This is a genomic window from Streptomyces sp. A1277 (assembly GCF_004795015.1).
In the GTDB taxonomy this organism is placed as follows: domain Bacteria; phylum Actinomycetota; class Actinomycetes; order Streptomycetales; family Streptomycetaceae; genus Streptomyces.
The window spans coordinates 22,559-37,742 of record NZ_SSBI01000026.1; the positions used below are offsets into that span (position 1 = coordinate 22,559).

General features: G+C 72.5%; 11 protein-coding genes, 1 tRNA gene and 1 pseudogene. 2 read left to right on the plus strand and 11 right to left on the minus strand.

From position 1 onward, the window contains the following. The first annotated feature begins 147 nt into the window (after positions 1 to 147). Positions 148 to 222: transfer RNA gene (locus E6R18_RS18835), tRNA-Cys, on the plus strand. Positions 223 to 276: 54 nt separating this feature from the next. Here the strand turns inward: E6R18_RS18835 and E6R18_RS18840 are convergent. The 9 genes and pseudogenes from E6R18_RS18840 to E6R18_RS18875 all read right to left on the minus strand — a co-directional run bounded on the left by E6R18_RS18840 (position 277) and on the right by E6R18_RS18875 (position 11,277). Beyond that, on the minus strand, positions 277 to 2,601 hold the full coding sequence (locus E6R18_RS18840; protein ID WP_136318064.1) for a xanthine dehydrogenase family protein molybdopterin-binding subunit: 2,325 nt from the start codon (positions 2,599 to 2,601) through the stop codon (positions 277 to 279). Then, positions 2,598 to 4,157, minus strand: a complete 1,560-nt coding sequence (locus tag E6R18_RS18845; RefSeq protein ID WP_136318065.1) for a 2Fe-2S iron-sulfur cluster-binding protein — start codon at positions 4,155 to 4,157, stop codon at positions 2,598 to 2,600. The genes E6R18_RS18840 and E6R18_RS18845 overlap by 4 nt, the downstream gene beginning before the upstream one ends. Next, positions 4,154 to 5,050: an FAD binding domain-containing protein gene (locus tag E6R18_RS18850; protein ID WP_136318066.1), complete on the minus strand. Its 897-nt coding sequence runs from the start codon at positions 5,048 to 5,050 to the stop codon at positions 4,154 to 4,156. Before E6R18_RS18850 ends, E6R18_RS18845 begins: the two co-directional genes overlap by 4 nt. Positions 5,051 to 5,354: 304 nt before the next feature. Further along, on the minus strand, positions 5,355 to 6,989 hold the full coding sequence (locus E6R18_RS18855; protein ID WP_136318067.1) for a beta-N-acetylhexosaminidase: 1,635 nt from the start codon (positions 6,987 to 6,989) through the stop codon (positions 5,355 to 5,357). Positions 6,990 to 6,993: 4 nt separating this feature from the next. Continuing rightward, the gene (locus E6R18_RS34430; protein ID WP_206308319.1) at positions 6,994 to 7,842 is read right to left on the minus strand and encodes a carbohydrate ABC transporter permease; all 849 of its coding nucleotides are present in this window, start codon (positions 7,840 to 7,842) and stop codon (positions 6,994 to 6,996) included. Positions 7,843 to 7,851: 9 nt separating this feature from the next. Then, a pseudogene (locus tag E6R18_RS34435) lies at positions 7,852 to 8,808 on the minus strand (sugar ABC transporter permease); the annotation flags it as partial. 2 nt (positions 8,809 to 8,810) lie between these two features. Then, positions 8,811 to 10,115 carry an extracellular solute-binding protein gene (locus E6R18_RS18865; protein WP_136318069.1) on the minus strand — a complete coding sequence of 435 codons (1,305 nt, stop codon included), beginning with the start codon at positions 10,113 to 10,115 and terminating at the stop codon, positions 8,811 to 8,813. 245 nt (positions 10,116 to 10,360) lie between these two features. Then, a complete protein-coding gene (locus tag E6R18_RS18870; RefSeq protein WP_026171211.1) occupies positions 10,361 to 10,648 on the minus strand; it encodes a DUF3039 domain-containing protein in 288 nt (95 codons plus the stop codon). Positions 10,649 to 10,677: 29 nt separating this feature from the next. Continuing rightward, positions 10,678 to 11,277 (minus strand): YqgE/AlgH family protein, encoded by a 600-nt coding sequence (locus E6R18_RS18875; RefSeq protein WP_136318070.1) that lies wholly within the window; start codon positions 11,275 to 11,277, stop codon positions 10,678 to 10,680. Between the two features lie 275 nt (positions 11,278 to 11,552). Between E6R18_RS18875 and murA the strand changes: the two genes are divergently transcribed. Further along, positions 11,553 to 12,893 carry a UDP-N-acetylglucosamine 1-carboxyvinyltransferase gene (murA, locus tag E6R18_RS18880; RefSeq protein ID WP_136318071.1) on the plus strand — a complete coding sequence of 447 codons (1,341 nt, stop codon included), beginning with the start codon at positions 11,553 to 11,555 and terminating at the stop codon, positions 12,891 to 12,893. A 145-nt stretch (positions 12,894 to 13,038) separates the two neighbouring features. Here murA and E6R18_RS18885 read toward each other — a convergent pair whose 3' ends face one another. Together E6R18_RS18885 and E6R18_RS18890 are read right to left on the minus strand one after the other, a co-directional pair. After that, positions 13,039 to 13,320 (minus strand): HU family DNA-binding protein, encoded by a 282-nt coding sequence (locus tag E6R18_RS18885; RefSeq protein ID WP_003968811.1) that lies wholly within the window; start codon positions 13,318 to 13,320, stop codon positions 13,039 to 13,041. A gap of 350 nt (positions 13,321 to 13,670) precedes the next feature. Continuing rightward, positions 13,671 to 15,104 carry an NAD-dependent malic enzyme gene (locus tag E6R18_RS18890; protein ID WP_136318072.1) on the minus strand — a complete coding sequence of 478 codons (1,434 nt, stop codon included), beginning with the start codon at positions 15,102 to 15,104 and terminating at the stop codon, positions 13,671 to 13,673. Positions 15,105 to 15,184: the final 80 nt, after the last annotated feature.

Sequence of the window (15,184 nt, forward strand, 5' to 3'; positions counted from 1 at the left end):
GTCGGAAGTCGCCCCCGCGCTCCGCCCTTGGTCGTAGACCCGCCGCGTGGAACGTGAACGCCGTATGGCAGTCGCGTTGCACACCGCCCCGAACCCTTGAGCGGCGCCCGGGCCCGCCCCTACGGTCGTCTCAGCGACGCCACGCAGGACCGTGTGCCCGAGAGGCTCAGGGGCTCGACTGCAACTCGAGTTACACCGGTTCGAATCCGGTCACGGTCTCCACACCACCGCCCGCCCCTCGCGACGAGGGGCGGGCGGTGTCGTGTGCGGGGCGGCTCAGCCCTTCGGCGCCGCCACCGCCGCCTGCGGCCGGATCGGGAGGCGGTTGACCGGGCGGCCCGTTGCCGCGCGGACCGCGGCGGCGACCGCGGCCGGGGAGGTGACGACCGGGACCGCGGAGGCGGGCTTGGCGCCGAAGGGGGCGATCACGTCGCGCTCCTCGATCAGTTTGACGATGCGGATATCCGGGGTGTCCAGCGCGGTCGGCAGGGCGTACCCGGTGAGGTCGGGGTGGCGGACCAGGCCGCGGGCGGTGCGGAGGTTCTCCGTGAGGGCGGCGCCGATGCCCTGGGTGACGCCCGCCTCGATGCGGGTCGCCAGCTGGGAGGGGTTGAGGACGCGGCCGACGTCCTGGGCGACCGCCATCTCGACCACCCGGACCGAGCCGAGCTCGATGTCGACGTCCACCACCGCGCGGACCGCGCAGAACGCGAGGCCGACGAAGGCGTCGCCCTGGCCGGACTCGTCCAGCGGTTCGGTGGGGTGGGGGCGGCACTGGGCGGTGGCCCAGAGCTCCTTGCCGTCCAGCGCCTCCGTGACGGTCGTGGAGAGCACCCCGTCGTACGAGGTGATCTTGCCGTCGGCGATCTGGAGCAGTTCGGTGGACATGCCGAACTTGTGGGCCAGCGGCTGGAGGAGCTGGGTGCGGACCATCTTCGCGGCGCGTTCGACGGCGCCGGCGGAGACCCAGGTGTGGCGCCCGTGGGTGGCCGCTCCCGCCGGGGGCTGGTCGGTGTCGACGGAGGCGACGTGGACCTCCTCGACGCCCAGGGTCTCCTGGACGACCTGGCGGGCCAGCGTGGTGAAGCCCTGGCCCGTCTCGACGGCCGCGCAGATGACGGTGGCGACCGAGTCGTGGACCCGGACCGTGGCCGTGGACACCTCGTCGGCGCCCTCCGCGCCGAGCATGTGGACCATGCCGAGCGCGTACCCGACGCCCCGCCGCACCGCGCCCGGTTCGCCCGCGCCCTCGGGGCCGCCCGGCAGCAGCCAGTCGTCCTGCGGGGCGTCCTTGGGCAGCGAGGGCAGCGGGAAGTCCCGTACCGCGCCGAGCAGTTCGGCGACGGGGGCGGGGCAGGTCACGGTCTGGCCGGTGGGCAGGATGTCGCCGGTGGACAGGGCGTTGCGCAGCCGCAGCTCGGCCGGGTCGATGGACAGCTTGGCGGCCAGCTTGTCCATCTGGCCCTCGTAGGCGGCGCAGACCTGCATCGCGCCCTCGCCCCGGACATGGCCGGAGGGCGGGTTGTTCGTGCGGACGGCCCAGCCCTCGATGAAGGCGTGCGGGACGACGTACGGGCCGCAGGCGAAGGCGACCGCGGCGGCCAGCGACTCCGATGAGGCGTCCGCGTAGGCGCCCGCGTCCAGCAGGATCTGGGCCTCGACCTTGACCAGGCGGCCCTCGGCGTCCGCGTGGTGGCGGTAGCGCAGCAGGGTCGGGTGGCGGTGGGCGTGGCCGAGGAAGGACTCCTCGCGGGTGGCGGCCAGCTTGACCGGGCAGCCGGTGCGCAGGGCGAGCAGGCCGAGCGGCAGCTGGAAGGCGGGGTCCTCGCGGTCGCCGGTCGCGCCGGGCACGCCGGTGACGACGACCTTGACCCGGTCCGGTTCGAGGCCGAAGCAGGCGGCGGCGAGGTCGCGGTCGGTGTGCGGGTCGGTGGAGGCGGTGTAGAGCTCCACGCCTCCGTTCGGCCGGGGCACGGCGAGCCCGGCCTCGGCGCCGATCGGGGCCGGGTCCTGGCGGCCGATGCGGTACAGGCCCTCCACGACGACCTCGCCGGCCGCCTCCGGGTCGCCGTAGCGCAGCGGGATGTGGCGGATCAGGTTGCCGTCGGGGTGCAGCGGTTCGGCGGCGAACGCCTTCTCCGGGTCGGTGACCGCTTCCAGCACCTCGTACTCGACGGCGATGGCTGCGGCGGCCAGCCGGGCGGTGTCCGGGTGGTCGGCGGCGACGGCGGCGATCGGCTCGCCGTGGTGGCGGACCAGGTCGGAGGCGAAGACCGGGCGGTCCACGACCTTGCGGCCGTACAGGGCCTCGCCGGGAACGTCCTCGTGGGTCACGACCGCGCGTACGCCGGGCATCTCGGCGGCGGCCGAGGTGTCGATGGACAGGATGCGGGCGTGCGCGTGCGGGGAGCGCAGGACGGCCGCCCAGAGCAGGCCCTCGGCCCACAGGTCGGCGGCGTACGGGAAGGTGCCCTCGGTCTTGGCGCGGGAGTCGGCCGGCGGCAGCGAGGCTCCGATGCCCAGCAGCGGCCGCTCGGCCGCGGGGCCGCCCGGGCCGTCCAGTGACGGGATGCTGATCGCCGTGGCCGCGTCGTTGCTCACGCCATGCCTCCGTCCTGCTGGTGGGCCTGCACACTACCCGCGCCGGGGGCCGCCTGGTGCGGGATGCGGGCCTCGTCCGGTTCCGCTTCCGGCGCGGGGGGCGCGGCCGCTTCGGCGGCGGCCTCGCGGCCCGCGATGACCTCGTTGACGGCGTCCAGGACGCCCCGGTAGCCGGAGCAGCGGCAGAGGTTGCCGCACAGCGCCCGGCGGGTCTCCAGTTCGCTGGGGGCGTGGTTGCCCTCCAGGAGGTCGTGGACGGTCATCGCCATGCCGGGGATGCAGAAGCCGCACTGGACGGCCCCGCAGGAGGCCAGCGCCCGCTGCACGTCGGAGGGTTCGCCGTCGACGGCCAGGCCCTCGACCGTACGGACCTCGCTGCCCGCCGTCGTGGCGGCCGGGACCAGGCAGGAGGCGACGAGGCGGCCGTCCACCTGGACGTTGCACGCCCCGCACTCGCCCTGCGAGCAGCCGTCCTTCGCACCGGCGAGGCCGAGGCGCTCGCGCAGCACGTAGAGCAGCGACTCGCCGATCCAGGCGTCGGTGACGGGCCGGTCCACGCCGTTGACATGCAGCGTGTACGAGGCGGCGGGGTGCTCGCTGGGCAGCGCGGGCCCGGCGGCGGGCGGCGCGTCGGACGCCTCCGCGGCGGGTTCCGGTCCGGGGTCCGGGAGCACGTCCTCGCCCGCCGGTACGGGGGCCGCCTGCTCGGCGCCGGGCTGCTCATCGGCGGAGGGCCGCGCCTCGGGGGCGTCCTCGGGGGCGTCCTCGGGGACCTCTGCGGGGGCGTCCGCGACGGCCTCGGGCACGGCTTCGGGACCGGCCTCGGGACCGGCCTCGGCAGGCTGTTCCGCTTCCGCTTCCGCTTCCGGTTCCGGCTCCACGGCCGGGAGCTCCACGGCCGGAAGTTCCGCAGCCGAGGGCTCCCCGGCCGGGGCCTCCGCCGCCGGGGCCTCCGCCGCCGAGGGCTCAACCGCCGGGGTCCGGGCCTCCGGTTCCCACGTCGCCCACGGGGCGGCCGCGCCGCCCGGCAGGGTCGCCGGGCGGTCCGCGTACCAGTCGGCGGCGGGCGGGGCGGTGTAGAGCTCGCCGGAGTCGTCGGACAGCTCGCCGGCCGGGGCGGGCGGCCAGGGCGCCGAGGTGTCGGCGGGCCACTGGCCGGTGGCGGCCGGGTCGGCGGCGTACGGCTCCTGGTACGGACTCGGGTGCTGCTGCGTCCCGGGGTGCGGGTAGCCGTAGCCGGACTGCTGGTTCGGGTCGGGCCAGTGCACCGCGTCGGGCGCCGGCTGCTCCGCCCGCGTGCCGTGCTCGTGCTGGTCGGCCCGCGGCTCCGGGGTCTGCACGACCCAGTTGCCGGTGGCGGCCGGGTCGAGCCCGGCGGCGGGGGTCAGCGGCAGGATCATCGGCGGCACGTACCCGTGGCCGGGCGCGGCCAGCGGGATGTCCGCCAGGTCCTCCGGCGGCAGGTGGACGAAGGCGGTCGCCTCGCCGTCGTACTCGCCGCCCTGCGGGGTCGGCTCCCAGCCGCCGTGCTGCTCGGCGGGGTTCTCCTTGCTCACGACAGTGCCCTCCCCAGTGCGCGTCGGGCCAGCGCGGCGACGGTGCGCCGCAGGTGCAGAACGGCGGGGGACAGCGGCGGTGCCTGGCCCCCGTCGGCGGGTGGTTCCTGGTCCGGGATGCAGGCGGCCGCGACGTACTCGCCGAAGGCGGCCAGCGCGTCGGGCGCCAGGCCCCGCGCCCCGTCCCAGTCGATCAGCGAGGCGATCCAGCGCTCGGCCTCCAGCGGGCGCAGCGGCATCGGCGCGATGGCGCCGACCGCGCAGCGCACCCCGCGCCTGGCCGGGTCGAGGACGATCGCGACGGATGCGGTGGCTCGGCCCGGGCCGGTGCGGCCGGTGGCCTTGAGGAAGACCTGCGGGGCGTGCAGCAGCGGTACCCGGACGAAGCCGATCAGCTCGGCGGGCTCCAGCATCTCGCGGCCGGCCAGCAGGTGGGAGACCGGGATCTCGCGGCGGGCGCCGCCGGGGCCCGCGATGACGAGTTCGGCCTCCAGCGCGGCGAGCACCGGCAGCGCGTCGCCGGTCGGGGCGGCGGTCGCGATGTTGCCGCCGAGCGTGCCGGCGTTGCGGATCTGCGGGGGGCCCGCGGCGCGCGCGGACGCGGCGAGCGCGGGGATGAGGGCGGCGAAGTCGGGCCGTCCCATGCGGGCGTGGGTCAGGCCGGCGCCCAGCAGCGCGTGGCCGTCCTGGTAGTGCCAGCCGCGCAGCTCGCTGATCCGGCCGAGACCGACCAGGCCGGAGGGGCGCAGGAGCCCCTTGTTGACGGCCGACATCAGGTCCGTGCCGCCTGCCACGGGGACGGCGGCCGGCATGGCGCCGAGTGCCGCCACGGCCTCGTCCAGCGAGGCAGGCAGCGTGACGGACTGCGTCGCCTGCGGTGCGTGCGTGGTCAACCCAGCTGCCCCTTCCCGGTGTCCCGGCGCTCCCGCCTGTTTCGCCGTACGGTACGTGCTCGAAGCCCGGACGTGGCAACTCTGGCACATCTTCCAACCGGCCCGACGCGCAGGTCCGCGAAGGGAGCATCCGTCCCCGGTCAGGGTAATGGTCCCGGTTTCCCGCCTGTTCGGCGGTGCGTGCCCTTTGCCGGTCTTCTGCATGCCCGTACGGCTTTCTCCGTTCCGAGCGGCGCCCCGTGGAACGGCGCCGCCACCACGGTCGCAGGGACCGTGGTGGCGGGAGAGGGGGTTGCGGCCGGGCTCACACGTTCGGGGGTGCTCCCTCGATCGGGCGTCCGAGGATGCCGGGGCGCTTCTGCCAGGGCAGCGGGCCGGACGGCGGCCGGTAGCCGACGCCGAGCGCGTCGAGCCGGGCGTAGTGCGCGTTCATCCGGCGCTCGAAACCGGCGAAGTCCCGCTCGGCGGGGGCGGGCAGGGCCGACCAGGCGACCTCGGCGAGGGCCGCGAGGCGGGGGAAGACCTGGTAGTCGACGCGGGAGCGGTTCTGCATGACCTCGGACCAGACGTTGCCCTGGGTCCCGAGGACGTGCCGGGCGGCCTCCTCGCTCAGGGCCGGCGGCACGGGTTCGAAGCGGTAGACGTCCTCCAGGGTGCGGACGTACCCGATGGGCATCGGCTCGTCGGGACCGCCGTGTTGACGGTGGTCCAGGTACACCTGCTGCTCGGGGCACATCACCACGTCGTGCCCGGCCTCGGCGGCCGCGATGCCGCCGGCGTACCCGCGCCAGGAGGAGACGGCGGCGCCGGGGGCGAGGCCGCCCTCCAGGATCTCGTCCCAGCCGATGAGGCGGCGGCCGCGCGCGGTGAGCCAGGTGTCGAAGTGGCGGATGAACCAGGACTGCAGCTCGTCCTCGTCGGCGAGGCCGAGCTCCTTGATGCGGGCCTGCGCCGTGGGCGACTGCCTCCACTGGTCCTTGGGGCACTCGTCGCCGCCGATGTGGACGAACGGCGAGGTCTCCGGCGGGAAGAGGCCGAGGAGTTCCTCGAAGACGCCCTCGTAGAACCGCAGGACGTGGTCGGTGGGGGCCAGGACGTTCGGGGTGACGCCCCAGTTGTCCCAGACGGTGAGGGCGGCGGTGTCGACGACGTCGGTGTTGCCGAGCTCCGGGTAGGCGCTGATGGCGGCCTGCGAGTGGCCCGGGACGTCGATCTCGGGGACGACCCGGATGTGCCGGGCGGCGGCGTAGGCCACGATCTCGCGGATGTCGTCCTGGGTGTAGTAACCGCCGTGCGGCGTCTCGTCCCAGAGCTCGGATGCGCGGTGGCCGTACTTCGTGCGCGCCCGCCAGGCGCCCACCTCGGTCAGGCGCGGGTAGCGCTTGATCTCGACGCGCCAGCCCTGGTCGTCGCTGAGGTGGAAGTGGAAGACGTTCAGCTTGTGGGCGGCGAGCAGGTCGAGGTAGCGCAGGACGTCGTCCTTGGGCATGAAGTGCCGTGCCACGTCGAGCATCAGGCCGCGCCAGCCGAAGCGGGGCGCGTCCTCGATGTCGGCGGACCCGAAACCGGTCGTCGTGGCGTCGCCGACGGGCGCCCGGCGGAATGCCTCGGGGCCGAGCAGCTGGCGCAGGGTCTGGGCGCCCCAGAAGACCCCGGCGGGGCTGCCGCCGGTGATGACGACGCTCTCGTCGGGCCGGGTGGTCAGCCGGTAGCCCTCGGGCGCCAGGGTTTCGTCGGTACGCAGGACGATCGCGCGCGGGGTGGTGTCGGTGCCGGGGGCCAGGGGCAGGCCGAAGGCGGCGCCCAGGGTGGTGCGCAGCCAGCGTTCGGTGGTCGCGGTTCCGGGGGCCGCCGCGATGGTGGTGGACGGATCGAGGACGAATCCGCACCGTCCCCGGTCGTCGGCGCGCAGGGGCGCCGGGATCAGTTCCATGTCCATGACGTCAGTCCTTAACCGCTCCGCCGAGTCCGGAGACCAGGCGTCGCTGTACGAGTACGAAGAAGACCAGCACGGGCACGGTCATCACCGTCGAGGCTGCCATGATCCCGCCCCAGTCGTTCTCGTCGGGTTTGAAGAAGACCAGCAGCGCCATCGGGAGCGTCGACTGGGAGGTGTCGCTGATGATGAAGGACTTCGCGAACAGGAAGTCGTTCCAGGTGGAGATGAACGAGAAGACGCTGGTCGCGACGAGGCCGGGGAAGACCAGCGGGAAGAGGATCTGCCACAGGAAGCGGGTGCGGCTCGCCCCGTCGATGTACGCGGCCTCCTCCAGGGCCTCGGGCACGGCCCGTACGAAGCCGCGCAGCATCCAGATGGCGAACGGCAGCGAGAAGGCCAGGTGCGGCAGGATCAGCGAGCCGAGCGTGTTCAGCTGACCGAAGTCCCGCATCAGGAAGAACAGCGGGATGGTCAGCGCCTCGACCGGCACCATCTGCGCCACCAGGAACATGATCAGCAGCGTGGTGCGGAAGCGGAAGCGGAACCGGGTGACCGCGGTCGCCGCCAGGAAGGCGATGAGCGCGGAGGCGACGACGACCGTGCCGGCGACGAGCAGGCTGTTGAGGAAGTAGCGCCCGAAGTCCTGCTGCTGGAAGACCCGCCGGAAGGAGTCCAGGGACGGCGACAGGGTCCAGGGCCTGGGGTGCGTGGACTGGACCTCGCCCGCCGGTTTGAAGGCGGAGAGCACCATCCAGTAGAGCGGGAAGGCGACGGCGGCGGCGATCAGCAGGGCCGCCGCCTCGGCGGCGAGCCGGCCGGGCCGGCGGACGCGCGACAGGCTGGGCAGGCTCACAGTTCCTCCCCCACGGCGCCGCACGAGGCGCAGGTAGACGAGCGTGACGGCGAGCAGGATCAGCAGCATCACGACGCCGATCGCCGAACCGAGGCTGTACTGCGAGGACGCGAACGCCTTCTGGTACGCGTACACGTTGAGCACCAGGTTCTGCCCGGCGATGCCGCCGCCGTTGGTCATGACGTAGATCTGCGTGAACACCTTGAAGTCCCAGATGACCGACTGGATGGTGACGACGGTCAGGATCGGCCGCAGCATCGGGGCCATGACCGACCGCCAGATCCGCCACTGCGAGGCGCCGTCCAGGGCGGCCGCCTCCAGCACCTCGGTGGGGATCGCCCGGATGCCCGCGTACACGGTCACCATGACGAACGGGAACGAGCACCACAGGACTGCGAGGAGCACCAGCGTGAAGGCGCTGTAGCGCCCGTACGTCCACGAGTGGTCGCCGAGGCCGAGGATCCGGTTGACGGGGCCGAAGTCGGCGTCGAAGAGGAAGACCCAGACGGTGGAGCCGGTGATCGCGGGCGTCGCCCAGGCACCGAGCGCGGCCATCATGAGCGCGAGCCGGGGCACGGCCCGTATCCGGGTCAGCAGGACGGCCAGGGCGCAGCCGACGAAGAGGGTGGCCAGGACGCAGGCGGCGGCGAAGACCACGGTGGCGAGGAGGACCTGCCAGAACTGGCTGTCGCCGAAGAGCGTGGTGTAGTTGCCCAGGCCCTGGAAGGTGGCCGGTTCGCCGCCGCTGACCTGGGCCTGGGTGTACTCCAGGAAGGAGATCAGGCCCAGTTGGTAGATCGGGTAGACCAGCAGCCCGCCGAGCAGGACGAGCGCGGGCAGCAGGTAGAGCCAGGGGGTCCAGCCCGGCCGCCGGGCCGGTGAGACCGGGCGGCGGCGCGGGCCGCGCGCGGGGCGGCCCGGCGCGGGGGTGGGGGGCGCTTGGTACGCCGTGCTGTTCGCGGTCATCGTCAGCCCACGTCGGCGAACGCCGCGTCCATCTTCTTCGCGGCGTCGTCCGAGGCCCGCGCCACGTCCTTGCGGCCGCTGACGATCTCCTGGAACATCGTGGGCAGGATCAGCGAGGAGTCGATCTGCCCCCAGGCCGGGGACGCGGGGACGAACTCGGTGCCGGCGCCGAGCGTCCTGACGAAGGGTTCGACGAACGGCTCGCGCTTGGCGGCGGCGGCCCGCACGTCGGTGTAGGTCGGCAGGAAGCCCATCGCGTCGAACATCCGCGCCTGGGCCTCCTTGCCGGTCAGCTCCTTCATCAGGTCGACGGCCAGGGTGCGGTGCTCGCTGCTCTTGAGCACGCCGATGTTGTTGCCGCCCGCGAACGCCGGGGCGACGGACCCCTCGGTCACGCCGGGCAGCGGCACCACCGCGTACTTGCCCTTGACGCTGCCGGCCTCGACGGCGGCGTGGCTGAAGTCGCCGCCGATGGCCATGGCGGCCTTGCCGGAGGCGAATGCGGTGACGGTCGCGTTGCCGCCCATGGCCGCGCACTTGGCGGGCGGGCAGTTGCTGTCGCCGAACAGCGAGGTGTACGCCTCGATGCCCTTGCGGGCCTTCGCGCTGTTGATGGCCGCCTTGTACGAGGAGCCGTCCCGGTCGGCCAGTTCGCCGCCGTTGGCCCAGATGAACGGCATGGCGCCGTAGGTGTAGGCGCCGCCGACCGCGAGACCGTACATGCCGGGCTTCTTCTTGTGGATCTTCTTGGCGGTGGAGATCAGCTCGGCCTGGGACTTGGGCGCCTCGATGCCCAGGTCATCGAAGACGTCGGTGCGGTAGTACAGCGCGCGTACGCCGACGAAGAGCGGGGCCCCGTAGACCTTGCCGTCGACCGTCACGGACTGCTTGGCGGTCGGGTCGGTGTCCTTGGCGTCCGCCCAGGCGCCGAACTCGGCCGTGATGTCGGCGAGTCCGCCGTCCTTGACGTAGCCGGCGGTGTCGGTGTTGCCGTACTCGATGAGGTCGGGGGCGCTCTTCGGGTCGTTGAAGGCGGCCTTGACGCGCTGGGCGCGGGTCTCGACCGGGATGTACTCGATCTCGACCTTCGCGCCCTCGTGCGCCTTCCTGAAGGCGGCGACGGCGGTGTCGACGACCTTCTCCTTGGGCTTGTTGCCGACCTCCTGGAACAGCCAGACGCGCAGCGTGCCGGTCTTCTCGTCCCCCTTGGCGCCGGTGTCGGAGGTCTGCGGCGCGCAGGCGGTGGCCGTGAGGCCCGCCAGGACGAGCGCCGCGGCCGGGGCGGCGATTCGGGCTGAAAGCTTCATCCGGGAACCCCTACCGGTAGGCGTTGCAGCATGCGCAACGCTCGTTTCGTTCTGCACAACAGGCAGGAGAGTAGGTGCGGACCCGGACGGCGACAAGTGGTCTCCACCACTCTGTGACCCGGCGGAGCAGCCCGTGCAACGGGACGCACCCGGCCCCGGACGACGGAGAACCCCCGGGGCACGCGGACGCGTGCCCCGGGGGTTCTCCCGGGTCGTTCAGCTCTTGCCGGTACCGGCCGCTGCGCCTACTTCTTGTCCTTGCCGCCCTTGCCCTTGTCGCCGCCGGCGCCCATGGACTCGTAGATCTCCTTGCACATGGGGCACACCGGGTACTTCTTGGGGTCGCGCCCCGGCACCCAGACCTTGCCGCACAGTGCGACCACGGGGGTGCCCTCCAGGGCGCTCGCCATGATCTTGTCCTTCTGGACGTAATGGGCGTAGCGCTCGTGGTCGCCGTCGCCGTTCGACACCTGCGGCGTCGGCTCCACGAGGGTTCCGGTACCTGCCCCGCGCTCGGGCTCAAGAGTGCTCATAACCGCCAAGCGTACTGAAAGACGGGACATCAGTTCAGCGAAGGGTCGTCCGGATACGTGGCGATCATGGCCAGTTCGCTGCGCTGGCGGCGCAGCACCGCACGCCACAGGCCCTCCGGGCGCGGCGACGAGACGTCTCCCGGTTCCGACTCGACCACGTACCAGGCGCCCTCGGACAGCTCCGACTCCAGCTGCCCCGGCCCCCAGCCCGCGTACCCCGCGAAGATCCGCAGCGATCCGACGGCGGCGGCCAGCAGCTCGGGGGGCGCCTCCAGGTCCACCAGGCCGATCGCCCCGTACACCCGGCGCCAGCCAATGGGGTCTCCCCTGCTCGAGCGAAGCCGAGAGCTTGGGGAAGGCCCCTCTTCGCCCGGGATCACCGCCACGCCGAGCGCCGAGTCGAGCGAGACGGGGCCGCCCTGGAAGACGACCTCCGGCTCGCCGGTCAGGCCGGCCCAGGCCGCCAGGATGTCCGCGACGCCCACCGGGGTGGGGCGGTTGAGGACCACGCCGAGGGAGCCCTCCTCGTCGTGGTCGAGGAGCAGCACGACCGCGCGGTCGAAGTTCGGGTCCGCCAGGGCGGGCGCGGCCACGAGCAGCCGCCCTGTGAGCGAGGACACCTCGGTCATGGCGGAAATGATCCCGCATCTTCGGACCTCGCGGGGGCCAAGTGACCCGGTCGTCGCGCTCGGTGCCCGAGCGCAGCTCAGGGCGCACGGGTGCATGAGGAGCGCACGGCCGGTCCGCCCACCCGGACGGTGACCCTCCGCAAGAGCCGCACAGCAGAGCGTGTTTCGGGGCTTCCGCGACGTTCGTACACCGCCCGTTCCCTTACGGAAGGGGGGTGCGGGGCCATTACCCTTTCGTTTGGCCCCCTGCCCGACCACTCCGGAACGCGAGATTCATGACCGGCACAGACGATGTCCTGCTTGTCCACGGCGGCACCCCGCTGGAGGGCGAGATCCGCGTCCGAGGCGCCAAGAACCTGGTGCCCAAGGCGATGGTCGCCGCGCTGCTCGGCAGCGGGCCCAGCCGGCTGCGCAACGTGCCCGACATCCGTGACGTGCGGGTCGTGCGCGGGCTGCTCCAGCTGCACGGGGTGACGGTCCGCCCCGGTGACGAACCGGGCGAACTGGTCCTGGACCCCACCCATGTCGAGAGCGCGAACGTCGCCGACATCGATGCCCACGCCGGCTCGTCGCGCATCCCGATCCTGTTCTGCGGGCCGCTGCTGCACCGCCTGGGCCACGCGTTCATCCCCGGGCTCGGCGGCTGCGACATCGGCGGCCGGCCGATCGACTTCCACTTCGACGTGCTGCGCCAGTTCGGCGCGACGATCGAGAAGCGGGCGGACGGGCAGTACCTGGAGGCCCCGCAGCGGCTGCGCGGCACCAAGATCCGGCTGCCGTACCCGTCGGTGGGCTCCACCGAGCAGGTGCTGCTGACTGCGGTGCTCGCCGAGGGCGTCACGGAGCTGTCCAACGCGGCCGTGGAGCCGGAGATCGAGGACCTGATCTGCGTCCTGCAGAAAATGGGCGCGATGATCTCGATGGACACCGACCGGACCATCCGGATCACCGGTGTGGACCGCCTCGACGGCTATACGCACCGGGCCATCCCGGACCGCCTGGAGGCCGCCTCCTGGGCGTCCGCCGCGCTGGCGACCGAGGGCAACATCTACGTCCGGGGCGCCCAGCAGCGCTCGATGATGACGTTCCTGAACACCTACCGCAAGGTCGGCGGCGCCTTCGAGATCGACGACGAGGGCATCCGCTTCTGGCACCCGGGCGGCGCGCTGAGCGCCATCGCGCTGGAGACGGACGTGCACCCCGGCTTCCAGACCGACTGGCAGCAGCCGCTGGTCGTGGCGCTGACGCAGGCCGCGGGCCTGTCGATCGTGCACGAGACGGTGTACGAGTCCCGGCTCGGCTTCACCTCCGCGCTGAACCAGATGGGCGCGCACATCCAGCTCTACCGCGAGTGCCTGGGCGGCTCGGACTGCCGCTTCGGCCAGCGCAATTTCCTGCACTCCGCGGTCGTCTCGGGCCCGACGAAGCTCCAGGGCGCGGACCTGGTCATCCCGGACCTGCGCGGCGGCTTCTCGTACCTGATCGCCGCGCTGGCGGCCCAGGGCACGTCCCGGGTGCACGGGATCGACCTGATCAACCGGGGTTACGAGAACTTCATGGACAAGCTGGAGAAGCTCGGCGCGAAGGTGGAGCTGCCGGGCGGCTCACTGGTCTGAGCGGCGCTGTTCCGGGGGCCCCGGTCCCGGGCCTCCGGGACACCGCCGTCGCCCGCCACACGGCCTGCTGAGGGCTCTGGCGAGCCGAATGCCGAAGGGCGGCCACCCTGGTCGGGGTGACCGCCCTCCGTCGTACCCAGGGGTCTTACTTGCCCTTGGCGGCTTCCTTGAGCTTGGAGCCCGCGGAGACCTTCACGCTGTAGCCGGCCGGGATGTTGATCGGGTCGCCGGTCTGCGGGTTACGAGCGGTGCGAGCGGCACGGTGGGTGCGCTCGAAGGTCAGGAAACCGGGGATGGTGACCTTCTCGTCGCCCTTGGCGACGATCTCACCGACGGTCTCGGCGAGCGCGGCCAGCACGGCGTCGGCGTCCTTGCGGGTCACCTCGGCACGGTCGGCCAGGGCGGCCACCAGCTCACTGCGGTTCATGTTGTTACTCCCGTGTTCTTCTTGCCTGTGAGGCGTGAGATCGAAGCCGATGCTGCCAGGACCCTCGGACAGTCCCCGTACCCGGGTCTGTCCTTCGGATGTCCCAGACCTCGCGCCCTGTGGGGTCTCCCCTGGACGTAGTCCTTGAGGAAGCATCCTGCCCCCACCTGCGGCGGGAAAGCCAATCCGGCACCCTCCGGGAGCCGTACGAAAAGCGCCACTGCCTCGTCGTGGTGACGTCCCGTCGACTCCCCCAAAGCGTCCGCAGCGGGTGCGGGGCTCTGCGGGACGCGTCGCCCGCCCACCCTAAAGGGGCGTTTGGGGCACCGCGACCCGCGACGCGCCGTACGTCAGACGGACGTGGGCCCCGTCACAGCGACTCCGGCCGCCTTGGCGGCGTCCCGGACGGCCCCGGCTACCGCTCCGGCGACCTTGTCGTTGAAGACCGACGGGATGATGTAGTTCGCGTTGACCTCGTCCTCGGCGACCACGCCGGCCAGGGCGCGGGCGGCGGCGAGCATCATCTCCGTGTTGACGGTGCGGGACTGGGCGTCCAGCAGTCCGCGGAAGACACCGGGGAAGACCAGCACGTTGTTGATCTGGTTGGGGAAGTCGGAGCGGCCGGTGGCGACGACCGCCGCGGTGCGGCGGGCGATCGCCGGGTCCACCTCCGGGTCCGGATTCGCGAGCGCGAACACGATCGCGCCGTCCGCCATGGCCGCCACGTCGTCGCCGTCCAGCACGTTGGGGGCGGAGACGCCGATGAAGACGTCCGCGCCGACCACGGCCTCCTTGAGGGTGCCGGTGACGTTCTCGGGGTTGGTGTTGTCGGCGATCCAGCACAGCGGCGAGTCGGGGTCGGCGGACCGCAGGTCCTCGCGGCCCGAGTGCACCACGCCGTGGATGTCGGCGACCACGGCGTGCTTGACGCCGGCGGCGATGAGGAGCTTGAGGATCGCCGTACCGGCCGCGCCGGCCCCCGACATCACGACCCGCACGTCCCCGATCGCCTTGCCCACCACGCGCAGCGCGTTGGTCAGCGAGGCGAGGACCACGATGGCGGTGCCGTGCTGGTCATCGTGGAAGACGGGGATGTCCAGGGCCTCGCGCAGCCGGGCCTCGATCTCGAAGCAGCGCGGCGCGGAGATGTCCTCCAGGTTGATGCCCGCGAAGCCGGGCGCGATGGCCTTGACGACCTCCACGATGGCGTCGGTGTCCTGCGTGTCCAGGCAGATCGGCCAGGCGTCGATGCCGGCGAAGCGCTTGAAGAGGGCCGCCTTGCCCTCCATCACGGGCAGCGCGGCCTTGGGGCCGATGTTGCCGAGGCCGAGCACCGCGGAGCCGTCCGTCACGACTGCGACGGAGTTGCGCTTGATGGTGAGGCGGCGGGCGTCCTCGGGATTCTCGGCGATCGCCATGCAGACCCGGGCCACCCCGGGGGTGTAGATCATCGAGAGGTCGTCGCGGTTGCGGATGGGGTGCTTGGACGCCATCTCGATCTTGCCGCCGAGGTGCATGAGGAACGTACGGTCGGAGACCTTGCCGAGGACGACGCCCTCGATGGCGCGCAGGCCCACGACGATCTCGTCCGCGTGCGCGGTGGAGGAGGCCGCGATCGTGACGTCGATCCGCAGCTTCTCGTGGCCGGAAGCGGTCACGTCGAGGCCGGTGACCGAACCCCCGGAGGACTCCACGGCCGTGGTGAGCTGGGAGACCGCTGTGCCGCTCGCGGGCACCTCCAGCCTGACCGTCATCGAGTACGAGACGCTGGGCGCCGTTGCCATGGCCGAGTCCTTCGCTTTCCTTAGCTTCATTGCTATGCGTGTCCGAAACCCGGGCAACCCCCGGCAGCGGACATGCCTTC